Here is a 25,135-nt window from a genome sequence, read left to right as displayed (position 1 = left end):
CCACCACCCCCAAATCCACCCCACCCCCTCCCAAGTCGTCACCCGCAGACCTCACCTCCGATACCGCGTCGCAGGTCACCCCCGAACCTTGGTATCGTTGACCCAAGACGCGCGGCCCCAGGCCGCAGTCCAGTCCGGGTGGCGGAATAGGCAGACGCGCTAGCTTGAGGTGCTAGTGCCCGCAAGGGCATGGGGGTTCAAGTCCCCCCTCGGACACTTCTTGACCTATGAAGTGCAGTTCAGGATCACTCCTGATCTGCACTTCTTTGCGTTCTGGAAGATATGTGAGGCGTAGCCCGAAGCCGGCGTAGACGGGGGCCTTCTCGGCGGGCTCGGCGCGCACCAGCGCGGTGGTCATATCGCCGAGTTCCTCGATGATCTGGCGGATCCGCAGGGGTGAACCGCCGTTTGGTGGTGAGGGCGCGCAGGCGGTGCTGGGCCTGGGCGCGGACGGCTTCGGTCTCGGCGATCCGGTGCCGATGCTGGCGGCGGGCGTGCTGTCGGTGTCGAGGGCGGCGCGGTAGCGGTCGAGCTTGCGATCGCAGTCGGCGAGCAGGGCCTGCGTGGCGGCGGTCTGCGCGGCGAGGGCCTCGGGGGCTTGGTGCGCGGCGAGGGCGCCGACGGTTTCGCGGATGCGTGCGGGTGAGAAGACCCGGGCGATCCAGGCATCCAGCGGGGGCAGGAGGACGGCTTCGCGGAGCAGGACGTTGCGGGGGTGGTGGATCGTGTTGGCGAGGGCGTATTCCTCGGGGTAGCGGCAGGGGTAGTACGCCTGGTCGTTCGTCCAGTTGCCCTGCATCTTGCGGGTGCAGATCCCGCAGCGGAGGCGGCTCTTGAGCGCGTAGGGGTGGACGGTGCGGGCCCGGTCACGCGTGGTGCGGGCGCGCCCGCCGGCCGCCATGACGGACTGGACGGTGTCGAAGTCCTCCATCGACACCAGCGGTTCGTGGGCGGGTGCGGCGGACCAGATCCACTGGTCGGGGGTGTTCCAGCGGAGCTTGTTGGTGTGCCCGAGGGTGACCTCGTCGACGTCGAGGAGGACCTCGTCCTTGCGCTGTTTGTTCCAGGCCTGGTGGCCGGTGTAGCGGGGGTTAGTGAGGATGCCGCGGACGGCGCCCTTGGACCAGGCGTTGCTGGTGCGGTGCGGGTTGCGGCCGGGGTCGTAGGCGGACGGGCACGGGATGCCGTCGCGGGTAAGGCCCTCGGCGATGGCGTACAGGCCGCGGCCAGCCAGGTACTCGCGATAGATCCACTGGACGACCCGGCCGGTGTGGGGGTCGACGGCGAGGCCGTGCAGGCGTCGGCCGTCGGGGGCCTTGGCCGGGTTGGAGTGCGGGCCGAGGTCGATGAGCATGTACCCGTACGGTGGCCGTCCGCTGAGCAACCGTCCCTCGATCCTGGTCTGCGCGGACCCGGATGCGGACGCGGTTGCGCGCCGCCTTGGAAACCCGCCGTACATGTTCATGATCAGATCGTGGGCCTCGTTGGCCCCGTCGATCGCCCGCCGATCTCCGGCACCCACAGCGCCACGCCGTAGTGCTCGAACAGCGGGAGGTGTTGGCGAACTGCGCACCGTAGAACGCGCGCTGCGGCTCCCCGACCACCACCGCATCGAAACCACGGGCGGAGTTGCGCAGTTCGTCGAGCAACGCCGCGGACCGCGGGCGGCGCGGCCAGGGCAGGGCGCGGGTCTGGCCGACGTTGAAGTACTCGGCGACGATCACCCCGCCGACCGGTCCCACGAGGGCCTTGGCACGACCAAGCTGCCAGGAGCGTGAGGACTCCGGATCCTGGTTGTCCTCGGTGGAGGCCCGCCCGGCGAAGGCGAACTGCAACTCCGGCTTCGGAAGGTGGTGTTCATGCGTGCCTGAATGCGTCCGGGCGCGTACGTACTCAGGAGTGAGGGGCAGTTGGGAGTGGCTCATCCGGGGGCTCCTCGACGCAGGCTTCGCGTGGGTGCGGCGGTTCCGTCCGGCCGTGAAGCCATTGTGCCGCGCTTGGCCCGGCGCCGGGAGGGTCGTCTTCGGGTGCTTGCGCGGCGTGCGATGGTTCCGCTGCGCGGGTGCGGAGACGAGTCACCAGGTGGAGCAGGGCGCGAGCGGCGTTCGCCCAGGACGGGTTCGGGTTCGGCGAACACGATGTTGGGGCGCAACCGGGCGAATCAGTCGATGATCACATCGATGTCCCCTTCAAGCTCCGACACCATCTGTGATCGTGGCTGTCCGGAGGGTGTCGGCGGCGGCGGTCGGAACCACGAAGGTCGGGTAGCCATGGCACTCGGGCTGGTCGTGCATCACGCAGACTTCTGTCGGATGGATCCGGCTGGTGGCAGGCTGCTATCGCCGGAGCTCGCTCGGCTCGTACCGCAGCTGGTACGACCGCACTCCAGCACCGACCATGCGGTAGACCGTGATGCCGGCGAGGAACTCGGACTTGATCTGCATCGTCCTCTGACGTTCCTTCTCGGCGTTGTCGCTGATCCAGTCCTCGATCTGCTCCGGCAGCTTGAAGGTCAGCAAGTAGCCTCCGCCCGGCTCTCGCGGAGACACGGTCCACTCGGCGTCCCCGTTCTGCCCGGTCCGCCTCAGTCTCACGACGTGGTCCGGATGGGTGTCCGCGTAGTTCATGAACTGCTGTGCGTCGGACGCGGCCAGCGGGAGAACGAACGGCGCTGCGGGGAAGCCGAGCAGGAGCTCGGATTCGTGGTGGGTGGTCAGGGACGCGACGAAATCGGCGAGCCGGGACTTGGCGGCGGCACGGAACCCCGGTGCTCCGGTATTCACCACGGGCAGCAGATCCAGGGGTCCGGTGTCCAAGCGTTGACGCAGCTCCGCGCGCATCCACGACACAGGGAACGACGTGACGTGGTGCTGCACCTGGGCGGTGTACAAGTCCTGAGCTGCTTCCTTGATGGCCTCGAGTAGCCAGGTGAAGGACTCCCCGGAAAGGTCGATCAAGGAGATCTGGTGCGCGAGGGCGTACTCCTGTGCGTCGGACGTGAAACCGTTCGCGGAGAACAGGGCGTAGGAGTACTGGTAGCGCCGCCGCGGCCGGGATCCGGGTCGGTTCATGAAGTTCTCGTTGACATCGTGGATCACCCCGTGCGCGTTGCGCACGACCTCCAGCCGGCACGGCGTTCGGTAGTACTTCGCCTCCAGGAACAGTCGCACCGGAAGCGAGAAAGCCGGAGTGAAGGCGAACTCGCCGAGCACGTCGACCTGATGGACCGCGCCACGTCCACGTACGCGAAGGTTCCCCCCGTCCGAGACCAGCTCTTCGGGGTCCTGCTCAGCGTTCACGAGCAGCCGGTAGCCGCTGTGGCGCAACAGCCAGGCCAGCGCCTCCTCCAGGAGGTACCCCCGAAGCATCGCTCGAGTGGCCACTTCACTGCCCCCTAAGATCGTTTCGCCGCGAGTTAATAGGCGCGGCCCGTCGTGCCGGCGCCCCTCGGCGGCCGTGCGTAGCGGCAGCCGAACTTTACTGATCATTTCGTCCGACTGGGCCCGTCGCCAGAGCGTCATCACGGAACGGTCCTTGCCCTCGGCGGAGACGAGGCAAGAGGTCGCGTGTGGCCTGGCGGCCGGTCTCGAGACCGCTGGACACCGGATCACCCGCCTGGTCCGCGACGGCGACGGCCGGCAAGGAACGATCGCGTCTGCGAGCCCCGGACTACGAATCAAAGGTGACCGCGTTCCCGCCCCAGCCTGACAGGATCCAACGCCGTCAACGGCGCGGCGGACTACGCTGCGAGCGCCCGTCGGCCGCACAGCACGTCAAGCTCAGAGCCGGCAGCCGAGTCTGCGACCAGAACAGAGCACTTACTCGATACGATCGAGCGCAGCGCTGAGGCTTCTCGGTGCTTGGCCATGGGAGTAGGGCTCTTGCATAGCCATGAAGTCCAGCCTGGGGTTCGGCTGACTGGCCTCACTTCGGGGGAGGCCACGGTGGTGGCTGTCACGCCGATCGGCGATGCGCTGCATGTCACGCTCCGTAACGACGCTGGCCACTTGTCCGATCAGGTGTTGTTCCCTGACGACATCGCCGTGCTACGTCCGGAAGTCTTGAAGTCGCGATGGTCGTTCGATGCCGACCCCGCGCAGTTCCGTCTGGCCGCCGAGGCGCTGCGCATGCGGCACGCTGGTCTGTCGGATCCGATGCTGGCGGTGGAGACCAGCAGCATCGACCCGCTGCCCCATCAAATTCGCGCCGTCTACGGCACGCTGTTGGGCCAGCCAGGCTCCCTACGCTTCCTGCTTGCTGACGACCCGGGCGCCGGCAAGACGATCATGGCCGGCCTGTATCTCAAGGAACTGATGCTGCGTGGGGACGTGCGCCGCTGCCTGATCGTCGCCCCTGGCGGGCTGGTCGACCAGTGGCAGTCTGAACTGGCGGAGAAGTTCGGGATCGAAATGACGATCCTCACGCGCGACCTTGCGGAAGCGGACCGCGACGGTGATCCGTTCCGCCGCAATCCCATGCTGATCGCACGAATGGATCAACTGGCTCGCAAGGAAGAGTGGCGGGACCTGCTCGCGGACACCGAGTGGGACCTGATCGTGGTGGACGAAGCTCACCGGATGAGTGCCTCATGGTTCGGCAACGAGCTCAAGCGCACCCGCCGCTACGAGCTGGGTCAGCTGCTCGGCAGCATCACCCGGCATCTCTTGCTGATGACGGCCACCCCACACGCGGGTTCCGAAGCGAATTTCCAGACCTTCCTGGCCTTGCTGGATCCCGACCGGTTCGCCGGCGAGTACCGCCAAGGCGTGCACTCCACTGACACCAACGGTCTGATGCGCCGGATGATCAAGGAGGATCTGCTCACCTTCGAAGGGAAGCCCCTCTTCCCCGAAAGGGTGGCCGAAACCGTCGAGTACACCCTCTCCCCGATGGAGATGCGGCTTTACGAAGACGTCACCGAGTACGTGCGCACGGAGATGAACCGGGCCGAGCAGTCCGATGGCCGACGCCGCACGGTGGGGTTCGCCCTCACTGTCATGCAGCGGCGCCTCGCATCCAGTCCCGAGGCCATCTACCAGTCGATCCGTCGCCGTGCTGCTCGCCTGCGCACCTACCGGGATGAGGTGCTGGCTGGGGCTGGAGCCCTCGCGGCGGCGACGATGCCGTTCGAGCCAGAAGACTTCGACTCGGACGAGTTGGACGCCGGGCAGCGTGAGCAGTTCGAGGAAGAGGTCCTGGACTCTGCCACCGCGGCACGGACGGCTGTGGAACTCGATACCGAGCTCGCCGTCTTGGCGCGTTTGGAGGAGATCGCCGAGCAGGTGCGTGCATCGGGCGAAGACCGCAAGTGGCAGGAGCTGCGCTCCCTTGTTCTCAAGGCTCGCGAAAACGGTCTGGGCGGGGCCAACCAGGCCCCCCACAAGATCATCGTATTCACCGAGCACCGCGACACCCTGGGCTACCTCGCCAGCCGCATCACCACCTTGCTGGGTGGTGACGAGGATGCCGTCGTCACCATCCACGGCGGCACCCCACGCCAGGCGCGTCGGGACATTCGCACCCGATTCACCAACGACCCGCGCTGCCACGTCCTGATCGCCACCGACGCTGCTGGCGAGGGCCTGAACCTGCAAGCTGCGCACCTGATGGTCAACTACGACCTGCCGTGGAACCCCAACCGGATCGAGCAGCGGTTCGGGCGCATCCACCGCATCGGCCAGCGGGAAGTCTGTCGGCTGTGGAATCTCGTGGCCTCCCAGACTCGGGAGGGCCAAGTGTTCCGGCGGCTGCTGACCAAGATCGAGGAGCAGCGCCGCGCGTACGGCGGCAAGGTCTTCGATGTTCTCGGCGAGCACGCCTTCGCAGACGAGCCGCTGCGTGACCTGCTCATGCGCGCCATCCGCTACGGCGAGCAGCCTGAAGTTCGGGCGCACCTTGACCGGGTCATCGACAGGTCCGTGGCCGATGGTCTGAAGGAGCTAATCAAAGAACGAGCGCTGGCCAGCCCGGAGATCGGGCTGGAGGATCTCGCCGAGCTGCGCCGGCAGATGGACGAGGCCCACGCCCGGCGCATGCAGCCCCACTTCGTGCAGGCGTTCGTCATGGAGTCCTTGCGTGCACTGGGCGGGCGGGCGTCCAGGCGAGAGAAGGACCGGTTCGAGCTGACTCACGTCCCAGCTGCACTGCGCGAACTTCGGCGCACCATAAGTCCACGGTACGCGCGTATCACCTTCGAGCCCTCCGCAACAGTGGTGCCCGGGCGACCGGACGCGGAGCTCATCGCGCCCGGGCACCCGCTGATGGACGCGATCGTCACCGAGATCCTGAACAGGTACGGCGACACCTTGACTCGCGGTGCCACGCTCCTGGATCGGGCTGCCACTACCCCCCGGCTCGTCGTCGCCTTGCTGGAGGAGCTCACCGATGGGCGCGGCGCCCCGATCAGCAAGAGATTTCAGTATGTCTCCGTCCTGCCGGACGGAGACGCAGAGCCTGCGGGCCCCGCGCCATATCTGGATCTGTCGTTGCCCGCAAACCTGAACGCGGAGCAGGAGGCCGCACTGAAACTCGCCGTGGAGGCAGAGCTGTCGTCCGCCTGGCTAACGGACGGCGTCGAGCAGGTCGCCCAGACATGGGCGATCCAGCACGGTCTGCCCGAGCACCGCGCGGATGTCGTCGCGCGTGTCGTCCCTGCTCACGAGCGAACCAAGAAGATGGTGCAGCAGCGGCTGAAGGCGCAGCTGAATTTCTGGGATGGCGAGGCGATCAAGCTGGCCGAGGCGCAGGCCGCGGGCAAGAAGATCCGCGTGTCGCCGGCTACCGCACGTGAGCGTGCCCGCTCCCTGGAGAGCCGACTCGAACGCCGACTGGCCGAGCTAATCCTCGATGCCCAGGTCAGCGTACGCCCGCCACAGATCATCAGCGCCGTACTGGTGCTACCTGCGTCGGTCCTCCCTGCCGCTGCGGATAACCAAGCCAACCCAGACAGCTACGCCGTGGACACCAGCGTCGTCGAGCGCAGAGCCGTCGATGCCGTCTTGGCCGCGGAACGCCGGCTCGGACGGGATCCAGAGGAGATGAGCCACTCCAACAAGGGCTTCGACATCCGTTCAGGCAAGCCTGACGGCCACCTGGTCTTCATCGAGGTCAAGGGCCGTGTCCTGGGTGCCGACACCTTCACGGTCACGACGAGCGAGGTCGGGTACGCCAAGAACGCCGAACCTGATTACCGGCTCGCGTTGGTGGCCGTCGACCTGGACACCCCGGACGGGTCCAACGACCATGTTCGTTACGTGCTCGACCCGTTCGCTGACTTGGTGCTGGACAAGTACGTGGACGATCTGCGCCGCAAGTGGCAGCTCGAATGGGACCGAGGGATCGACCCGGTCTGACCGTTCGGAATCTCTAGACTGTTCATCTGCTCGAACGCCTGCTGACGCGACGATCGAGTCCACATCGAACACGAGACTGAGCAGGTGAACCCCGCAGTGCAGCCCGGAGCCACATCAGGTGCCGTACCTCGACGCAAGCTGATCGAGGTTTCGCTTCCGCTCGAGGACATTAACGCTGAGTCCGCCCGCGAGAAGTCGATCCGCCACGGTCACCCTTCCACGCTGCACCTGTGGTGGGCGCGTCGCCCTCTTGCTGCCGCCCGAGCGGTGCTGTTCGCGCAGCTCGTCGACGACCCTTCGAGCCACCCGGAACTGTTCCCCGCCGAGGAGGATCAGAAGGCAGAGCGTGAGCGCTTGCATGGAATCATGCGCAGATTGGTGAAGTGGGAAAACATCTCAAATGAGACTCTGTACCGAGAGGCTCACGATGAGATTCTCAGGAGCACCGGGGGTAAACCACCGAAGATTTTGGACCCTTTTGCGGGCGGCGGCACGATCCCCTTGGAGGCTCAGCGTCTGAGCCTTGAGGCTCATGCCAGTGACCTTAACCCGGTGCCAGTGTTGATTAACAAGGCCCTCATCGAGATCCCGCCGAAGTTTGCAGGACAGCCTCCCGTGTTCCCCGGGGCCGCTGAGGCGCGGATGGGGCCATGGCCCCGTGCCATGGGATTGGCGGAGGACGTTCGTCGGTACGGCGCCTGGATGCGCGATCACGCGCAGGAGCGCATCGGGCATCTGTACCCAAGTGCAGCTGCACCGGTACTCGGCCCCGACGGCAAGCCCACTGGCAAAACGACAAAGGCTACGGTAATCGCCTGGATCTGGGCGCGCACAGTCACCTGCCCGAATCCCGCATGTGGTATCAGGATGCCTTTGGCGGGCTCCTGGTGGCTCGGCAAGAAAAAGGGCAAGGAGGCGTACGTCGTCCCGAACCTGGTCGATGACGCAAGTGTGCCTGGTGGGCGCCGGGTCGAATTCGACATTGAGCATGATCCTGCGAGTGCTCCTAATGGCACCGATGATGGGACCGTCGGCCGCAAAGGCGCACACTGCGTAGGGTGTGGCAGCGCAGTTGACCTGAAGTACATCAGATCCGAGGGGCGCGCCAAGCTCATTGGCCAGCAGTTGGTCGCCATAGCCGCGGAGAAAGATAAGCGTAGAGTCTACCTACGGCCGAACGATAACGATGTCGACGCAGCCACTGTCGAGCGTCCCGAAGAGGTTCCCGCCGGACAATTGGGGCATTATCCGCGCGACATCAAGGCTCCGATTTACGGAATGACAGATTTTGCCGATCTTTTCACGAATCGGCAGCTCGTTGCGCTCACCACCTTCAGCGACCTCATCTGCGAAGCTCGAGAGCGGATTGTTGCCGACGCTATTGCAGCAGGGATTGATCGCGGCGATCGTCTAAACAACGGTGGCATGGGGGCGGAAGCCTACGCAGATGCAGTCGCTACTTATCTCTCATTTGCTCTGAGCAAGATGGCCGCGCGAAATAATACAATGTGCACCTGGGAAGCTCGAATGGACCGACTTCGTGGGTCATTCCAGCGCCAGGCAATCCCTATGACTTGGGACTTTGCGGAAGCGCCCCCTCTTGAGGAATATGGCGGTGGATTTACCACTGTAGTGGCATCGGAAGCTGAAGTTCTTGATGGTATGGCTATTACCCGATTTGCCGGCTCGGCATTGCAGGCAGACGCAGCGAGTCGCAGTTACGACGGGGCTCTGATCTCCACTGACCCCCCATACTACGACAATATTGGCTACTCTGACCTGTCCGACTTTTTCTATATTTGGCTCCGCCGATCTCTCCGCGACATTCACCCGAATCTTTTCGGGACCATGCTTGTGCCTAAGGCGGAGGAACTCGTCGCCAACCCATATCGCCACGGTGGAAAGGGGGAAGCGGAATCTTTTTTCGAGAAGGGGTTTGAGCTTGTCTTCTCGCAGGCCCGGCGCGCCGCATTGCCTGAATATCCAATTACGGTCTTCTATGCTTTCAAGCAGTCGGAACTTGAAAAGGAGGGTATTGCTAGTACCGGGTGGTCGACCTTCCTGGACGGGATGATCCGGTCCGGTTGGATCATCACTGCAACGTGGCCTATTCGTTCGGAACTACCAAATCGCATGATGTCCGTGGGGATGAATGCGCTCGCTTCATCCATCGTGCTGGCTTTGCGGCCTCGAGAGGCGACGGCCCCCGCAACCGACCGAACCGGTTTCCTTGATGCTCTGCACAATGAGTTGGAAGCAGCCCTTCCGAAGATCCGCGAGGGTGCGATCGCGCCTGCGGACTTGCGCCAGACAATCTTGGGTCCTGGCATGGCAGTGTTTTCCCGCTACTCGCGGGTTCTGGAGGACGATGGTTCGCCCATGAGCGTGAAGACGGCACTGGCATTGATCAACCAGACCTTCGATGCGCTCCAGAACGAACACGACGCCGATTTGGATGCCGACACCCGCTTCTGCCTGGACTGGTACCGCTCTTATGGCTGGAACACCCGTCCCTACGGCGACGCCGAGTCCCTGGCCGTTCCGCTCGGTCTGTCGGTGGAAGGGATCGCCCGCGGCGGGGTCCTCACTTCCGGCGGCGGCAAGGTCACACTGATCAAGCCCCAGGACCTCGACCCGAAGTGGGATCCGGCCAACGACGACCGGCTGTCGTTGTGGGAGGTCACCTGCCACCTCGCCCGCGCGTATGCGGCCGAGGGACGCGAAACTGCCGCCCGGCTCATGGCCGCTGTGAAGGATCGGGTGGGTCTGGACGAGGTCAACCGGTTGGCCACCCGTTTGTACGAGCTGATGGAATCCCAGGACGCCCCGACCGCTGGCCTGTTCAATGGCCTGGGCGGCGCGTGGGCGGATGTGTCGGCGACGTCGGCTACGCTCCGTTCGGTTGCGGTGGCTGAGACGCTCTTCGGGGGAGACGACTAATGGCGCTGACGAACAACGAGAAGGTCCTGCGCGGCTTCGACCAGCTGTTGGGAGGCATGCGTCCCTGGGTTGACATGCGCATGTCCGCCCAGGCGCCGGCTGGCAAGGACTGGGTTGAATCGGTCGCCGCCGAGGACGCCGCGAAGTTCGGCACGTCGAAGACGTACTCGCGGGACGACGTGCGCTTCTTGCTGCGCTTGGTCACCGAGAGGTGGAAGGTCTTCGAGAAGGACCTGTCCCGTCCGCAATCCGCATTGGCTTCCGAGTTGCGGGAGACTGCGAACGCGGCCCATCACGGGGAGAAGTTCTCCTCGAACGACACGTACCGTGCGTTGGACACGATCGAGCGTCTGTTGACGGTCATCGGAGCCACGGATGAGGCCGATGCGGTCGCGAAGGTGCGTATGGAGCACCAGCGCGAGGTCTTCGAGAAGCAGACCCGCAACCGTGTGGCCCGTGAGTCACAGGCGGTCAAGGTGACCGGCATGCAAGCCGGTACGGCGATCAAGCCGTGGCGGGAGGTCGTCAAGCCACACGCCGACGTGATCCGCGGGCAGTTCTCGGCAGCGGAGTTCGCCGCCGACCTTTTCGCCGTGGCCAACGGCCTCACTGCCGCGCCGGAGTACCTCAATCCGACGGAGTTCTTCGCGCGCACCTATCTGACCAGCGGCCTGTCCGACCTGCTGACCCGTGCGCTCAAGCGCATCTCCGGGGACGCCGGGGCCAGCCCGGTGATAAACCTGCAGACCCAGTTCGGCGGCGGCAAGACCCACTCGATGCTGGCCCTGTACCACCTGTTCGCCGAGGGCCTGACAACGAGCTCCCTGCCTCCGGCAGTGCAGGACATCGTGCACGACTGCATGCCGGCAAGTGAGGGCAACCCCCTGAGCTCCCTGCGAGTCAAGCGTGTGACCCTGGTGGGCACGAAGCTCTCCCCGAGCCAGCCCATCATCAAGGATGACGGCACACAGGTGCGCACGGTGTGGGGTGAGCTGGCCTGGCAGCTCGGCGGCCGGGCAGCATTCGACCGCGTCGCCGAGGCCGACAGGACTGGCACAGATCCGGGCGATGCCCTGGACGCCGTTGTACGCGACATCGTCGCAGGCGGCGAGAGTGTGCTGATCCTGATCGACGAGTGGGTGGCGTACGCCCGCCAACTGGTGGGCCGCGACGACTTGCCCGGCGGGACGTTCGCCACGCAGCACACTTTCGCCCAGCATCTGACCGAGATGGCGAAGTCCGTCGCGGGCGTCATGGTCGTCGTCTCCATTCCCGCCTCGGACTCGCTGGACAACGGGGGCGGCGGATCGGCGCTTGAGGTCGGTGGCCCCAACGGGCACGTGGCCCTGGAGGCGTTGCAGCAGGTCATCGGCCGCAACGCCGACGACTGGCGGCCGGCCAACAACATCGAGTCCTTCGAGATCGTGCGCCGACGCCTGTTCGAAGAGCCCGATGCGGCAGCACTGGCGGACATTGCCGCGGTGGCCAAGCAGTACGTGAAGTACTACCAGGAGAACACGGGATTCTTCCCCCGTGAGACGACGACCGGCGCGTACGAGCAGCGTGTCCGGGCGGCCTACCCGATCCACCCCGAGCTGTTCGACCGGCTCTACGAAGACTGGTCGACGCTGCCGAAGTTCCAGCGCACCCGCGGTGTACTTCGCCTGATGAGCGTGGTCATCAACGCATTGTGGGACGCCGGCGACCAAGCCCCGCTGATCACTCCCGGCACCGTCCCCGTCGACGACACGCAGGTGTTCAGCGAGATCACCAAGTACCTCGATGACAACTGGAAGCCCGTCGTGGACAAGGACGTCGACGGCGAGGGCTCCACCCCGAAACAGATCGACCGAGAGCGTCCTTCGTTCGGCCAGCGCGCGCTGACCACGCGCATCGCCCGGTCAGTGTTCATCGCCACCGTCCCGACCTTGCGCTCGGCCCACAAGGGCGTGGACATCCAGCATTTGCGTTTGGGCACAGCCGTGCCTGGCGACGTCATCAACCACATCGGCGACGCACGTGCCTTGCTCGGTCAGCGCGCCACCTACTTCTACGAGGATGGCGACCGGTCGTGGTACGACTTGGCGGCCTCAGTCTCCCGCGTGGCCGCCGACCGTGCCGCCGGCTACAGCGAGGCTGACGTACACGCCGCGATCGTTGCTCGGGTCAAGACCGCCGAGAGGGAACCGAAGTCTTCTTTCGGCGCGGTTCACGCAGCCCCGCTGGACACCGGGGACGTGCCCGACTCCGAGGTCCTCAAGCTGGTGGTCCTGCACCCGAAGTACGCCTGGGGCAAGGATGCCTCCGCGGCCACATCGTTCGCCGAGCGCCTGCTGCTGGAGTCGGGCACCGGGCAACGCCAGCGCCGCAACATGCTGGTCATGGTCGCTGCCGACCGTGAGGCCTACCCTGAACTGGAAGGTGTGACGCGCGAATACCTGGCCTGGCGGTCCATCGCCGACGAGGCCGAGGAACTGGAGCTCAGCCCCCAGCAGCGCAAGCAGTCCGTAACCCGTGCCCGCCAGTTGGATGCGGCCGTCGACGACCGCGTCCGCACGGCATTCACCGCAGCACTGGTCCCGACCGAACTGCCCGGCCAGAAGCCGACAATCTCCTTCACCCGGGTCGCCAAGGACGGGGGCTCCCTGGCCGAACGCGCCACTGCGGCGCTCAAGGCCAAGGGCTGGGTCACCCCGGTACTTGGGGCAACGCTCGTGCGCATGGCCCTCGAAGGGGCGCTGGCCAACGCATGGAACAAAGGCCACGTACGGTTCGGCGACCTGTGGTCGTGGTACACGCAGTACCCCTACCTCAAGCGACTGCCCAACCGTCAGGTGCTGGAACAAGCCGTACTCGGCGCTGCCGAAGTCCTCCTGTGGCAGCAGGACGCCTTCGCACTCGCTGACGCCTACGACCAGGCCACCGATGAATACCTGAACCTCTGGATCCACGGCGACAAACCCGAACCCGGTTTCGTCACTGACGACACTCTCCTCGTTCAGCCGAGCCGCGCGGTCGCCCAGCGCTCCCGAGTCATCGACATCCCGCCGGATGCTCCGGGTGCCGCTCAGGACGGCGGCAACAGCGGCTCAGTGGCTACCCCGCCCGCCAGCGCCAGCCCCACGACCTCGCTTGCAGGACCTGACGCCCAGCCCCCGGCTCCAGCGGCAACCAAGGTCGCCCGCAGGTTCTGGGGCGTCAAGACGCTCAACCCCAATCGCCCCGCCGCAGACTTCGCCAACATCCAGCAGGAAATCCTCGCGCACCTCGAGGCCGCTGATGGCATCGAGCTCGAGGTCCGCATCGAAATCACCGCAGCCGCAAGCGCAGGATTCTCCGAACAGCAGGTGCGCACCGTCCGGGAGAACGCCGCCCAACTGAAGTTCGAGGACAGCGGCTTCGAAGACGAATGAGTGGCGTCGACGTCCTCTCGAACGCCGGAGCGATGGAGAGGAAGGCAGCGAGGTCCCGGTGATGTCCTCACTCCCTCACCGGCTTCCAGTCGGTGAGGCGGTTGCGAGTCCCGAGGGCCGAGTAGCCCGCGGACATCCATCACTCACCCAGATGGGTGAACTGCTATCTGTGCCGGTGACGACGCCTCGGGTGCGTGGGATCGTGTCTATCAGAGCACGAGGAGGCCGTAGGCCTCCATGGGGTTGGCGTGTGGAACAAGTCCCCCTCGGACACAATCGGTAGACCCGCAGTCGGTGATGGTCGAGTTTCGACCATCACCTTTTGTGTTTTGACATTGAAGAATTGACCGCGCTCAGGCCACCGTGAGCACCCGCGCCAAGCGACCGAGCGATTCGTGGGACGCGGTCTTAGGCGGATACCGGTGCTCTCGTCGGGGTCGGCATGCTGGGCGCGTCACCGGTGCGGCGCACTGCAATGCGGGTCGCGAGGGTCGGTGCCTCGTTTGGCGCATGGGTACTCCGGTGGATGGAGTGGGAGTGGTGACGGTGGTGTCGGTTGGACCGACACGCCTGGAGCGCGGTGATCTTCGGGACCGGCGAAATGTACTGTGACCGGCATGTCACTAGTTGTAACGTCTCGTGCGTTACGAGGTAGACGACCGCGTCTGTCGCTGATCGTGCTGGCGGCCTTCTGGGTGGCCGCAGGCGGCAGCCTGGGTACGTACGGGCTCAACGCTCCGGCCACGGGACTGGTGTTCCTCGCGGCGATGCTCGTCCTGCCGTCCGCGCTGTACTTCAGGTCCGACGGGAACGTCGGGACGTTGGAGCCCACGAACCCCTGGCGCGCCCGGTTGCCGTGGGTGCTGTGGGGCTTCGCTGTATTGGTGGTCGTCTCGGCGCTGTCCATGCGCACGTACGCCGCGGTCCAGAACGGTGCGGTGTACCTGTCTTTCGTGGCGCTGCTGGCGATCGCGGCGGCCTGGACGTCGGCCGGTTCGCCGATGCTGGTGCTGCGGGCGGTGCGGGCCGTCGCCGTGGTTCTTGCGCTGGTCTACCTGGCGTCGGTGCTGGTCTACGGCCCGGGCAACTACGTCGTCATCCCCGCACGCCTGCTCGGCGAGAGCGTGTGGATCGGCATGGTGGCCGCGGTGCCGCTCACCGACCGCAAGTCCCGCTGGGGATACGCCGTCCCTCTGGTGCTGCTGGCCGCCGACGTGTTCAGCCTCTCCCGCACGTCCAGCGCGGTGTGCGCCCTGCTGTTCCTGGGCCTGGTGGCCAAGGGGCGCAGCCGCAAGGAGCTGGGCAAAGTCCTCGCGGTCAGCGCGGTGGTCGGTTGCTCCGCCTGGCTCGTGATCACCCGCTACGAGCCGTTGCGGAACCGGTTCATCGACAACGACGGCGCGTCCATGGCCGGAGTCCGTGTCGGAACGTCGGGGCGCAGCGACCTGTGGGCCACCACCTGGGAGTCGATCCAGACGTCCCCGTGGATCGGCCACGGCATCGGCAGCGCCGGCAACCTGCTGGCCGACCCCGCGAATCCGGCGGACCTCGGCCATCCGCACAACGACTACCTGCGGCTGTGGCACGACCTGGGGCTCCTGGGCCTCGCGTTGTGGCTGGCCGCCTTCGCGGCACTGGGCATCGGTGCGTACCGGCGGCGGCGTCACGCGGCGAACCAGGCCGACTGGGCGATCCACCAGGCCGCCCTCCTCGCGCTGATCGGCCTGAGCCTCAACATCCTCACCTCCAACCTGCTCGTCTACGCCTTCGTCATGGTCCCGATCGCGGTCATCGTCGGAACCAGCATGGGCCGCGCCGACATTCGCGACGAGGCGCCCGCGCGGCCACGCACCCCTCGAGACCCGCGAACCGGTACCGGGCAGTCCCCAGGCCGCCGACGGCTCGACCCGAGAAAGCACACCGTGGACCTGCGCTGCTATTTCCGAGCCCTCGCCCGGCGTTGGCTGACCATCCTGCTCATGACGTCGGCCGGCCTGGGCTGCGCCGTCGCCGCCACGCTGGCCGCAACGCCCCAGTACCAGGCGACCGCCCAGATCTTCGTCTCCGCGCGGACCACGACCGACATCACCCAGCTCAATCAGGGCAGCAGCTTCTCCTTGGCGCGCGTGGAGTCGTACGCCGACGTCGTCTCCAGCCCCCGCGTCGCCGCCGCGGTCGTGGACGCTCTGGGGCTGCCGCTCTCACCCGAGTACGTGGCGCAGCGCATCGGCGCCAGAGCCAAGCCGGACACGGTGCTCATCGACATCACCGTCACCGACCCGGACCCCGTCCTCGCCGCGCGCATCGCGAACGCGGCCGCCGCGGAGGCCGGCAAGTTCATCGTCGGCCTCGAAACGACGCCGGGCCGGGGCAGCGCTCCCGTTCACATCGGCGTCACCCGCAGCGCGTCGCCCCCCGCCGAGCCCGTGAGCCCACGGCCGTACCTGAACGCCGCGCTGGGCCTGTTCGCCGGTCTGCTCGCCGGTATCTGCCTGGCCATGGTGCGCCACAACCTCGACACCAGCGTGCGCACCGAGGACGAACTGAAGGGCGCCACCGCCCTTCCGGTGCTCGGGGTCATCCCGTTCGACAAGCGCGCCCAAGCCGACCCGCTGGCGGTACGTCCCGGTGCGCTGAGCGGACGCGCCGAGGCCTTCCGGCTGGTCCGCACCAACCTGCGGTTCGCCCAGGTCGACCGGCAGCAGCAGGTGATCGTGGTGACCAGCGCGCTGCCCGGCGAGGGCAAGACGAACACCGCCGTCAACCTCGCGCTTTCGCTGGCCGAGGCCGGACAGCGGGTGTGCCTGGTCGACGCGGACCTGCGCAACCCGTGTGTCGCGAAGACCCTCGGCCTGGTCCAGAGCGCCGGACTGACCACGTTGCTCATCGGCCACGCGGAACGGGACGACGTGCTGCAGCGCGGCACGGACGACAACCTCGTCGTCCTGACTTCGGGGCCCATCCCGCCCAACCCCGCGGAAATCCTGGCCTCGATGCGCATGCGCCAGATCCTCGAAGACCTCGGCCGGGACTTCGACATCGTCATCGTGGACAGCGCCCCGCTCCTGCCGGTCGCCGACACGCTGGGCCTCGCCCCGATCGTGGACGGCGCCATCCTCGTCGTACGAGCCGGACGCACCCGCGCCGACAGTGTGGAAGCCGCGATCGGTGCGCTCCGAGGTGTGAGCGCTTCCATCCTCGGCACGGTGCTGAGCATGGCCCAACTCTCCGGCGCTCGCGGCTACGGTTACGGCTACGGCAACCCCGGCGCACGCGAAGCAGCATCGGACCGCCCGAAGCCGCCCTTGCCGCGCTCGGTCCACAGCGATGCCTCGGAGAGCTCATCGAGCAGGCGCGCCTAGACGATCGAGAGCTTGGCGGCCGTCGAGAGCCCCGGCGGCCTTTTGGCGGTGTGCGCGGTGCTGCGGGCGGCGTCAGAAGGCCGTCACGGCCTGGCCTGCGGCGCGGAAGTACACCGCGATCTCGGTGTCGGGCATGTGTGCCGTGCAGCCGTCGTCCGGGCCGGCGCCGGCGCGGTCGCGGGTGTTGGCCCATACGGGATCGCGGACGATGCGGCGCAGGTCGCCGTCCGGGGTGCGCGCGTACCGGTCGAGTACCTGGACGAGCGCGCCCTTCTGGGCTGTGTCGAGGTGGTCCGGCTCGGCGTCGTGCTCCCACCGGCCGCCGCCGCGCTGGGACTCGTACAGCTCGCGGTTGATCGGCGCGACGAGCCACGCCTCGAACCCGGAGTCCACCAGCGGGCGTTCCTGCGCGGCGAGGCAGTCGCCGTGCGCCAGGTAGAGGAGGGCGTGCATGCGGAACGGGCTTACCTCGTCCCGGTGTTGCTGCATGAACATGTACCCGAGCGCGTCGAACACCGCCACCATTCGACTCTCCCCACGCTGAGTGATGCGATGACTCCGTATCGCAGTGACGGTAGCTGTTGCAGCCCTGTGGTGATGCCGACTTTGGAGGATTCGCACGGTCGGGACGCCAGTCGCCGGGTGGCGCCTATTGGGGGCGCCCGTCAGCGTGATCGGCCGTCGCCCGGCGGGGCGTCATCGCGGCGGCCCGTGCGGGCGAGGCGGTCCACTACGTCCTGGCGCAGCAGACCGGTGAAGCCGGCGGCCTCGATTCGGTGGGTCAGTTGGGACGGTTCGGTGCCGAGGGCCTGGGCTGTGGCGAGCAGGTCCCAGCTGTGTTCGTGCAGGCGCGACAGCAGGTATCCGCGCTTGGCCTGGGTCGGCGAGAGCCGGAAGGTCTTGCAGTACGCGAGCTCTCCGCCGGGGCCGGAGATCAGCTCGCCGATGTGGTTCTCCTCGTTCAGGCGGAACGACGGGAGCATGCGCGAGAGGGTGAACTCACCCATCCGGTAGATGTGTTCGTAGGTGTACGTGCCCTCGTGGAGCAGGCCGTCCGCCATGGCGCTGTCGTGGAAGTGCGCCCAGTCGAGCGACTGCCGGGCCGCCTCGCGCCGCAGGTCCGCGAACGAGGCGACACAGTCGGCGTCGATCGCGGCGGAGTAGTCGGGCACACCGGCGACATAGGTCGTGTAGTGGAACAGCACCTCGCCGTACATGTCCTCCAGCAGCGTGGTGTGCAGCGCCCGGTAGTCGGCGGGATGGGGGACCACGAAGACGCCTGCGAGCGCGTCCGCGACGTACAGCGCCACACCGCACTGGCCCGGGTGGATCTCGAAGGCGCGCAGCGCATCGGCGAGTCCTCGTACCTGGGCACCGCAGTAGGCCTCTTCCACACGCGGCGACAGGCCGTGCCGGACGGCGGTGTCCGTCCACTCTTCCCATACTGTCGTGGGGCCGCCGAAGTGCAGGGCGAGATAGCCCTCCATCGCCAGATGCAGGGGAAGGAACCGCAGCCGTCCCGGAGCGGTCCGGCGCGCCATGCGGCGGATCGCCCGCGCCCCGGTCTGCGCCTTCGCGCCGCGCGGTGTCGCCGGCCGTTCCTGGAGTTGGGTGCCGAACGCCGCCGACGGTTCCGTGCCTTGGCTCCACGTGGCCACGAACGCGTGCGGGATGTAGGAGCGGTAGACCGTGCCGTCGCCCACGTCGACGATCGAGGGGTCTCCGGCCTCGTACACCCGGCGGTCCAGGCGCAGGCCGGCGATCGGCTGATCGCGCACCAGCGGCACCAGGCGGACCGCGCCCCAGACTTGGGACGGGCGCACGGACAGCCCGGTCAACGCGAAACCACCGGTGGTCACGATGCCTTTCCTTCCGCGAGGAACTGCTCCTGCCGCGCGGCCAGGTAGCGGTTCAGTTCGTCGAAGCCGGACCGGCCCTCGGCGAACCGGGCCAACTCGACGAGTGTCGGCACGTCCTCCGCATCCCGGACGCCGACCGTCGGGATGCCGGGACCGAGCCGCTTCACGCCGAAGTCGTCGGCGTCGTATACCGGGTTGAGATGGACCATCGACGTCGAGCCCGCCGGGTCCAGCCGGGCCCGCCACACGCGCAGCACTTCCGCGGCGAGCCCGGGCGGTGCGTTGTCCCAGCCGTCGGAGACCACGACAAGCCGCTCGGGACGCAGCTCCAGCGCGTCGATCAGCCGGTCGCCCAGCCCGGTCGGGCCCGAGGGCCGGACCATGAGCGGATCCGGCGCCCCGGAGGTCCAGAACGACGCGTACGAACCGGCAAGTGCCTTCAGGAGGTAGTGGCACGCGAGCGCAACGGCCAGCGGGCGCTGCGGCTTGGCGGTCGACCCGAACGACGAGAAGCTGTCGTCGAGCACCGCGACCACGTGCCCCCACCTGCCCACGGCGTCGCCGGCCACGCGGCGTGCCGCGGCCGTCATCGCGGCGTGCAGCTCGTCGTGCCGGCGGGCGCGCACCTCCCGAGGCAGCGCGAGTACGTACGACGCCAGCCTGGTCAGCGGCATCGTGCCGAGGTCGGTGCGCACCTCGTCGACCTTCAGCCGCTCCGCGGAGCCTTGCAGGCGCAGGCGTTCCACCCGGGTGAGGTTGGGGGTGATGCGGCGCAGGAACTCCGGCCGCGGCACCCTGTGCCGGGCCGCGAAGCCTTCGGCGACGGTGTACGGCAGGTCGTACAGCGCGCTCGCCGCGTAGTGGGCCTGCCGCCACGACTCGAACAGAGGCGTGTCGAATCCCTTCATCCTGCGCAGCGGGGCGAACAAAAACGGTCCCGTCTCGCCCTGGGCTGACAGGTGGGCGTGCCGCACGGTCGCCTTCACAGCGCCTCGGTATTTGACCGCGTCGAACGCGGGGTCCGGGCGCTGCGCGATCCACTCGCGCATGATGGCCCGGGTCCGGCGGTTGTTGACGCCGAGCCGCGCCAACTCGCGGAACAGCCGGTACACGCGTTGCGGCGCCATCACCTGGAGGCGGCGGGCGATCAACGCCCCTTCGCGGCGGCGTACCGCGGGTGCCAGATCGCGGCTGGACACGAGCAGGTGGCGCACGATCAGCGCGGCATTGTGGTCGTTGACGTCGAGCGCAAGGCTCGCGGCATACAGCTCACGGTAGTTGCCGAGCATGTACTCGTGCAGGAACGCGAGCGACATGTGCTGGGCCTGCTCGCTGTCCCGGAACTCGCGCTGGCCGGTCGACGTCACGGCCGCGTTGACGAACAGCAGGGTGTCCTCGCAGGCGACCCACTCCCGACGCTCCACTATGTGGCCTTCCCCCGATGACCGGCATGCGAGGGCCGGCCGGGGAATGGAGGAGCGAACAGCGAGGGATCGCTTAAGAGGCGGTGTCGAAAGTCGCAGCCGAAGTCCCGCGGCCGGCCGAGCCGATTCTATGGACCCTCGTTACCGGGCGCCCGCGAATAGCGGGCGGGGCGGGGGGGGGGGGCGGGGGGGGGGGGGGGGGGGGGGGGGGGGGGGGCCGGGCCCCCCCCGCCGGTCGTGCCTTGCGGAGAACAGGGGTGTGGCGACGGTGGGGCGTCAGCGGGTGGCGAGGTAGCCGGGCAAGCCGTAGTAGGCGTCCCAGATGTCGGTGAAGTAGCCCTCGCAGCGGTCCCAGGCACCGCCCCAGTCGTCGCTGCCGCCGCCTCCGCCGCCGCTGGTGACGCCCTTGGCGACGACCTTGCCGACCGAGTTGACGGTGTAGACGGGGCCGCCGGAGTCGCCGCCTATGAGGCACTGGCCGAGCTTCATACCCTTGACGGTGTTGCGGACGATGGTGCCGGAGTCGTACTTGACGGTGATGCCCACGGCGGTCACCGTCCAGCCGCAGTGTTCGCCGGTGCTGGCTCCGCCGGTGCAGTACTTGTCGCCGACAGCGGAGCGCCGCGACCACATGGCGCCGACCGGGCGGGCGGACGTGGAGGTCACGCCGCCGACGTACATGGTCGCCGCGGAGGTCAGGCCCGCGTCGAGCTTGATGAGCGAAAGGTCGCCCCGGTACACGCCGTTCACCCGGACGCTGCCGACGCCGTTGGCCCATGTGTCGTTCACGACATTGCCCATGCCGGTGACCTGAGTGCCGGCCCAGCCGCCCAAGCTGGTGCAGTGTCCGGCAGTGAGCATGTAGGCCGCGCCGTTGGAGCGCCACGAGAAGGCGTCGGTGCACTTGCCTTTGACGTTGGTGCGTATCCACGCGCCGGCCCAGAAGCCGCCGTTCGGCGAGTCGCGGTCGCGGCTCTTCGGCTCGGCCGGGGCTGCGTCGGTGACGGTCCGGATCACGACGGCGTCCGCGCCGTAGCGCGCGGCCAGAGCGGCGCGCATGGGCTCCGTCGGGGCGTTGGACTCGAGGAGGACCTGGTCGCGGTCCGCGATGATCTGCGCGGTGAAAAGCCGGTTGGTGTCGGGTAGTTCGGTTGCGGTCAGACCGAGCACCTCATCCTGGATCGCGGCGAGCCGGGTCAGGCTGTACTTCACCAGCGGAGCCTTCGGCGTGATGATGTACGGGTTCTCGACCGCGGTGGCCTGCTGGGGCGCCGCCTGCTTCGCCGCTGCCGTCGCGGCAGGTGAAAGCGCGGTGCCGTCGGCGTCCTTGCTGTCCGGGGGAGGCGTGACACTGGTGTCATCGGTGCCGTCGTCCGCCGGGCTCAGGTCCGGCGGCAGGGCGACGGGGGCGGAGGCCTCCGCCTGCGCGTCCGTACGGATGACCGGCACGTACAGCGTGTTCCACTTCACGTACGGCTTGCCGTAGACGTCAGGCTTGGCGAACGCCCGCTCCTCGGCCTGCTGCAGTGCATAGGCAAGCCGGTAGTCAGGCGGCGTGGCACCCGCGTTCGGGTCGAAGTCGATCACCTCGACAAGCGCCTGGGCCGGCTCCGCGGCCACCGCGGAAGCGGCCGACGCAGCGATCAACGACAGAGCCACCGCGCCGGTCGCGAGCGCGCGAACGGGCAGGGGTACCTTCATGCATCCTCCGCAACGTGGTCGCCCGACGCCAAGGCCGACGGGTCGACGCACTGTGACGTGTGCCGCAGCTCCGCCACGAGGCCCATGCGCAAACACGCCACCTCTCCCGCGGTATCTGGATGCTCTCGAAGGGGCACGGGCACGGGCACCGGCGGCAGCGCGCGGCCCAGGGCCATCGGTGGGCGACGGCGAGGGGAGACGAAGGCGCACCCGTCGCTTATCGGTGGCAGCGGGGTCGGATGCCGATGCGGATGGGCACGGAACGCTGGGCCGCGTCCGGATTCGGCTCCTTGCGCTGGGCGACGATCAGCGCCCTCCCGCCGGGGCCGGGAATGCCCGACGTCGGTGGACTCTGGGCTTTGGGGCTGCGGGGGGCGATTGAGAGGTTACTGTGTGTGAGGGATCAAGGGGGTTGGCTGCGCTGTGTGATCGATTTTGACTGAAAAGGGGCGGTGCTCACCGCAAAAGATGATCACGGCAGAGGTGCGGTGGCCACTACTGTCACGGCGGTGTCGTTCCATCCCGGTAAGCCAAGGTGGTCACAAGCAATGGACGAGAGACTCGCTGTCCCGCCCATTTACTCGCCTTTCCAACCAGCCATCCACCCGCGATTCGCCGAGATCGATCGACAGACAGGAGAGTGGGCGGAGAAGTTCGGCATAGGCTCGGCCGCGTTGCGCGCGCAACTCGTCCGCCAGGACATAGGCCAGCTCGCTGCCCGGATCCTCCCGGATGCGCAGCCGGACGTCGTACAAGTCCTGTCGGACTTTGTCATGTGGCTGTTCGGAGTCGATGACGGGTGCTGCGAGGAAGGTGTCGAAGGCGCCGACCCGCACGATCTGATGCCGGTGCTGTCGCGGTTGCTGCGCGTGGCGCAAAGTCCGAGTGCGGCGCTGCTGCCCGACGATCCGCTGGCTCGGTCCATGCGGGATCTGCGGGCGCGTATGGCGCTGTTCGCCACGCCGGCGCAGGCGACTCGGTGGGTGGAGCACCTCCGCGAGTACTTCATGGCGTTGGTGTGGGAGGCCGTGCATCGCAGCCGCGGCACGGTGCCGGGGCTCGACGACTACACGGTGATCCGCATCGGGGACGGGGCCGCGGCGACGGTGGCGCCGATTCTCGAGTTCGCGTACGGCTACGAACTCGACCCGAACGAGCGGGATGCGCCCGCGGCGCGTGCGTTGGCCGAGATGGCGTGCTTCGTCGTCTCATGGGACAACGACATCTTCTCGTTCCACAAGGAGAACCGCGCAGACGCCTATGTGCTCAACGCGGTGAAGGTCCTGCGGCACGAGTACGGAATCACCGCTGAGGAGGCGCTGTCGCTGGCGATCGCGCAGCGGGACCGCGTGCTGATCCGGTTTTTGGCGGTGCGCGAGACCGTGCTGGAGCGCGCGTCCCCGGAACTGCGGCGGTACGTCGACGGACTCGGCACGCTCATCCGTGCCGCACAGGACTGGGGGATCTCGTCGCGACGCTACACGTGTCCGGACGACCCGGCGGACCTGCCCGAGGTGTTCACCGACGTGCCGACGGATGGGAGCGCCGAACCCTTGCCTATTCCCTCGATTTCGTGGTGGTGGGACGACGTCCGTGTCTGACGTTGTGCCGGCTGCCCGTCCGTTCTCGCGCAAAGGAATCCTGGGATGACCGTCACGCTTCGCTCGGTGCCGCGTGCACCTGGTCGAATACCCCTGTTGGGACATGTACTTCCGCTGGCCAGGCGCCCGTTCGGTTTCCTGGAGGGGCTGGGTGACACGGGTGGATTCGTACGTGTCGACCTCGGCACCTCACCGGTCTACTTCGTCACCACACCGGAATTGATCAACGAAGTCCTCGTGGCCAAATCGCGGGACTTCGACAAGGGGCGATTGTTCGACCGGGCCCGGGCGTTCATCGGCAACGGGCTGACCACGTCGAGCGGCGAAGTGCACCGCAGGAACCGTCGGCTCATGCAGCCGGTGTTCCATCACGAGCGGATCGCCGGATACGCCGACATCATGGGCAAGTTCGCCGTCGAGATGATCGAGCCGTGGCAGCCGGGGAGTGTGCTCGCGCTCGATCAGGAGATCTACCAGTACACGCTCAACACGGCCACCGAGACTCTGTTCGCGACCGAGCTGGACCCGGGCGCGGCGGAGGAAGTACGGCGCTACGTACCGGTCCTCATCAAGGAGGCGCTGACGCAGACGGCGCTTCCCGAGGCGTTCACCCGCATGCCGTTCCCAGCGAACCGCCGCTTCGACAAGGCAGTGGTCAAGGTACGGGCGGCCGTCCAGCAGCTCATTGCGCTGGCGCGCACCCGGGACCCGGAGGAACAGGTCGACCTGCTCTCGACGTTCGTGCTGCTGCGCGACGCCGAGACGGGCGACGGCCTGACCGATGAGGAACTCGGCGACGAGATCGTCACGTTCATCATCGGCGGCACCGAGACGACCGCCTCGACGCTGGCCTGGACCTTCCACGAGCTCGCGCGGCACCCCGAGGTCGAGGCGCGGGTCGTCGAGGAGATCGACGCGGTCGTCGGCGACGGGCCCATCGGGATACCGGAGATCGGCAAACTGGAGTACCTGAACCGGGTCGTGGACGAGGTCTCCCGGCTGCACTCGTTCCTGCTGCTCATGCGCCGGGCGCGGCAGGACGTGGTGATCGGCGATGTCGAGTTGCCGGTCGGGACGGAGATCGCCTTCAGCCCGTACGCGATGCACCGGGACGCCCGGGTGTACGACGACCCGGCCCGCTTCGACCCGGACCGCTGGCTCCCCGACAACAAGGCAGGCCGCTCGCGGGCCGACTACATCCCGTTCGGGGCGGGTCCGCGCAAGTGCATCGGGGAGGGGTACGCCCGCATGCAGATGTCGATCGTGCTGGCCACGGTGCTGTCCCGGTGGCAGCTCCGGCCGGTGGAGTCGCCGACTCCGGTACGGGACGTCGTGGCGGTGGTCCCGCGGCCCAACCATCTGCCGATGGTCGCGGAGCCGCGCGTGCGTTGATCGTGTCCAGCCGGTGCTCTTCGCGCCGGGTCGGGACGGGCGGGGGGCGGGGCCCCCCCCCGGGGGGGGCCGGGCGGCCGCCCCGCGCCCC

General features: G+C 67.4%; 12 protein-coding genes, 1 tRNA gene and 1 pseudogene. 8 read left to right on the top strand and 6 right to left on the bottom strand.

The genetic code is table 11. The annotated features are described in order from the left end of the window. The first annotated feature begins 132 nt into the window (after positions 1-132). Both LZ495_RS01530 and LZ495_RS01525 read left to right on the top strand, forming a co-directional pair. Positions 133-216 (top strand) — tRNA-Leu (locus LZ495_RS01530). Positions 217-374: 158 nt separating this feature from the next. Then, positions 375-524 (top strand): hypothetical protein, encoded by a 150-nt coding sequence (locus tag LZ495_RS01525; RefSeq protein WP_235049978.1) that lies wholly within the window; start codon positions 375-377, stop codon positions 522-524. Positions 525-958: 434 nt separating this feature from the next. On the opposite strand, the pseudogene LZ495_RS45200 reads toward LZ495_RS01525, so the two are convergent. Then, positions 959-1,354 (bottom strand): annotated as a pseudogene (locus LZ495_RS45200) (recombinase family protein); the annotation flags it as partial. Between the two features lie 982 nt (positions 1,355-2,336). Next, entirely contained in the window at positions 2,337-3,383 is a 1,047-nt protein-coding gene (locus LZ495_RS01520) for a PDDEXK family nuclease (RefSeq protein WP_235049977.1), read from the bottom strand. Positions 3,384-3,866: 483 nt separating this feature from the next. Here LZ495_RS01520 and LZ495_RS01515 point away from each other — a divergent pair, with 483 nt between their 5' ends. The 4 genes from LZ495_RS01515 (at position 3,867) to LZ495_RS01500 (ending at position 17,067) form a co-directional block, all read left to right on the top strand. Further along, on the top strand, positions 3,867-7,352 hold the full coding sequence (locus LZ495_RS01515; RefSeq protein ID WP_505011338.1) for a helicase-related protein: 3,486 nt from the start codon (positions 3,867-3,869) through the stop codon (positions 7,350-7,352). Between the two features lie 84 nt (positions 7,353-7,436). Then, complete coding sequence (locus LZ495_RS01510) at positions 7,437-10,292, top strand: DUF1156 domain-containing protein (protein WP_235049975.1); 2,856 nt, start codon at positions 7,437-7,439, stop codon at positions 10,290-10,292. Then, positions 10,292-13,705, top strand: coding sequence for a DUF499 family protein (locus LZ495_RS01505; RefSeq protein ID WP_235049964.1), 3,414 nt, complete (start codon positions 10,292-10,294; stop codon positions 13,703-13,705). The genes LZ495_RS01510 and LZ495_RS01505 overlap by 1 nt, the downstream gene beginning before the upstream one ends. A gap of 677 nt (positions 13,706-14,382) precedes the next feature. Then, a complete protein-coding gene (locus LZ495_RS01500; RefSeq protein ID WP_235049962.1) occupies positions 14,383-17,067 on the top strand; it encodes a polysaccharide biosynthesis tyrosine autokinase in 2,685 nt (894 codons plus the stop codon). Positions 17,068-17,139: 72 nt separating this feature from the next. Here the strand turns inward: LZ495_RS01500 and LZ495_RS01495 are convergent, their stop codons facing one another. From LZ495_RS01495 to LZ495_RS01480, 4 genes are all read right to left on the bottom strand, one after another. Then, positions 17,140-17,592: a Panacea domain-containing protein gene (locus tag LZ495_RS01495; protein ID WP_235049951.1), complete on the bottom strand. Its 453-nt coding sequence runs from the start codon at positions 17,590-17,592 to the stop codon at positions 17,140-17,142. Between the two features lie 140 nt (positions 17,593-17,732). Continuing rightward, a complete protein-coding gene (locus tag LZ495_RS01490) occupies positions 17,733-18,926 on the bottom strand; it encodes an ARPP-2 domain-containing protein (RefSeq protein WP_235049949.1) in 1,194 nt (397 codons plus the stop codon). Further along, complete coding sequence (locus LZ495_RS01485) at positions 18,923-20,353, bottom strand: hypothetical protein (RefSeq protein WP_235050456.1); 1,431 nt, start codon at positions 20,351-20,353, stop codon at positions 18,923-18,925. The genes LZ495_RS01490 and LZ495_RS01485 overlap by 4 nt, the downstream gene beginning before the upstream one ends. 273 nt (positions 20,354-20,626) lie before the next feature. Then, positions 20,627-22,051 carry a S1 family peptidase gene (locus LZ495_RS01480; RefSeq protein ID WP_235049942.1) on the bottom strand — a complete coding sequence of 475 codons (1,425 nt, stop codon included), beginning with the start codon at positions 22,049-22,051 and terminating at the stop codon, positions 20,627-20,629. Positions 22,052-22,560: 509 nt separating this feature from the next. On the opposite strand from LZ495_RS01480, the gene LZ495_RS01475 reads away from it, so the two are divergent. Together LZ495_RS01475 and LZ495_RS01470 are read left to right on the top strand one after the other, a co-directional pair. Continuing rightward, the gene (locus LZ495_RS01475; protein WP_235049940.1) at positions 22,561-23,652 is read left to right on the top strand and encodes a selina-4(15),7(11)-diene synthase; all 1,092 of its coding nucleotides are present in this window, start codon (positions 22,561-22,563) and stop codon (positions 23,650-23,652) included. 45 nt (positions 23,653-23,697) lie between these two features. Beyond that, a complete protein-coding gene (locus LZ495_RS01470) occupies positions 23,698-25,044 on the top strand; it encodes a cytochrome P450 (protein WP_235049935.1) in 1,347 nt (448 codons plus the stop codon). Positions 25,045-25,135 lie beyond the last annotated feature (91 nt).

Source organism: Yinghuangia soli, assembly GCF_021502675.1.
Taxonomy (GTDB): Bacteria; Actinomycetota; Actinomycetes; order Streptomycetales; family Streptomycetaceae; genus Yinghuangia; species Yinghuangia soli.
This window is presented reverse-complemented; position numbering and strand designations above follow the sequence as displayed.

Coding starts and splice junctions, on each gene's coding strand:
- LZ495_RS01480 (WP_235049942.1), bottom strand. CDS start 22,051: ATGAAGGTACCCCTGCCCGTTCGCGCGCTCGCGACCGGCGCGGTGGCT.
- LZ495_RS01495 (WP_235049951.1), bottom strand. CDS start 17,592: ATGGTGGCGGTGTTCGACGCGCTCGGGTACATGTTCATGCAGCAACAC.
- LZ495_RS01515 (WP_505011338.1), top strand. CDS start 3,867: ATGGGAGTAGGGCTCTTGCATAGCCATGAAGTCCAGCCTGGGGTTCGG.
- LZ495_RS01470 (WP_235049935.1), top strand. CDS start 23,698: ATGACCGTCACGCTTCGCTCGGTGCCGCGTGCACCTGGTCGAATACCC.
- LZ495_RS01525 (WP_235049978.1), top strand. CDS start 375: ATGATCTGGCGGATCCGCAGGGGTGAACCGCCGTTTGGTGGTGAGGGC.
- LZ495_RS01505 (WP_235049964.1), top strand. CDS start 10,292: ATGGCGCTGACGAACAACGAGAAGGTCCTGCGCGGCTTCGACCAGCTG.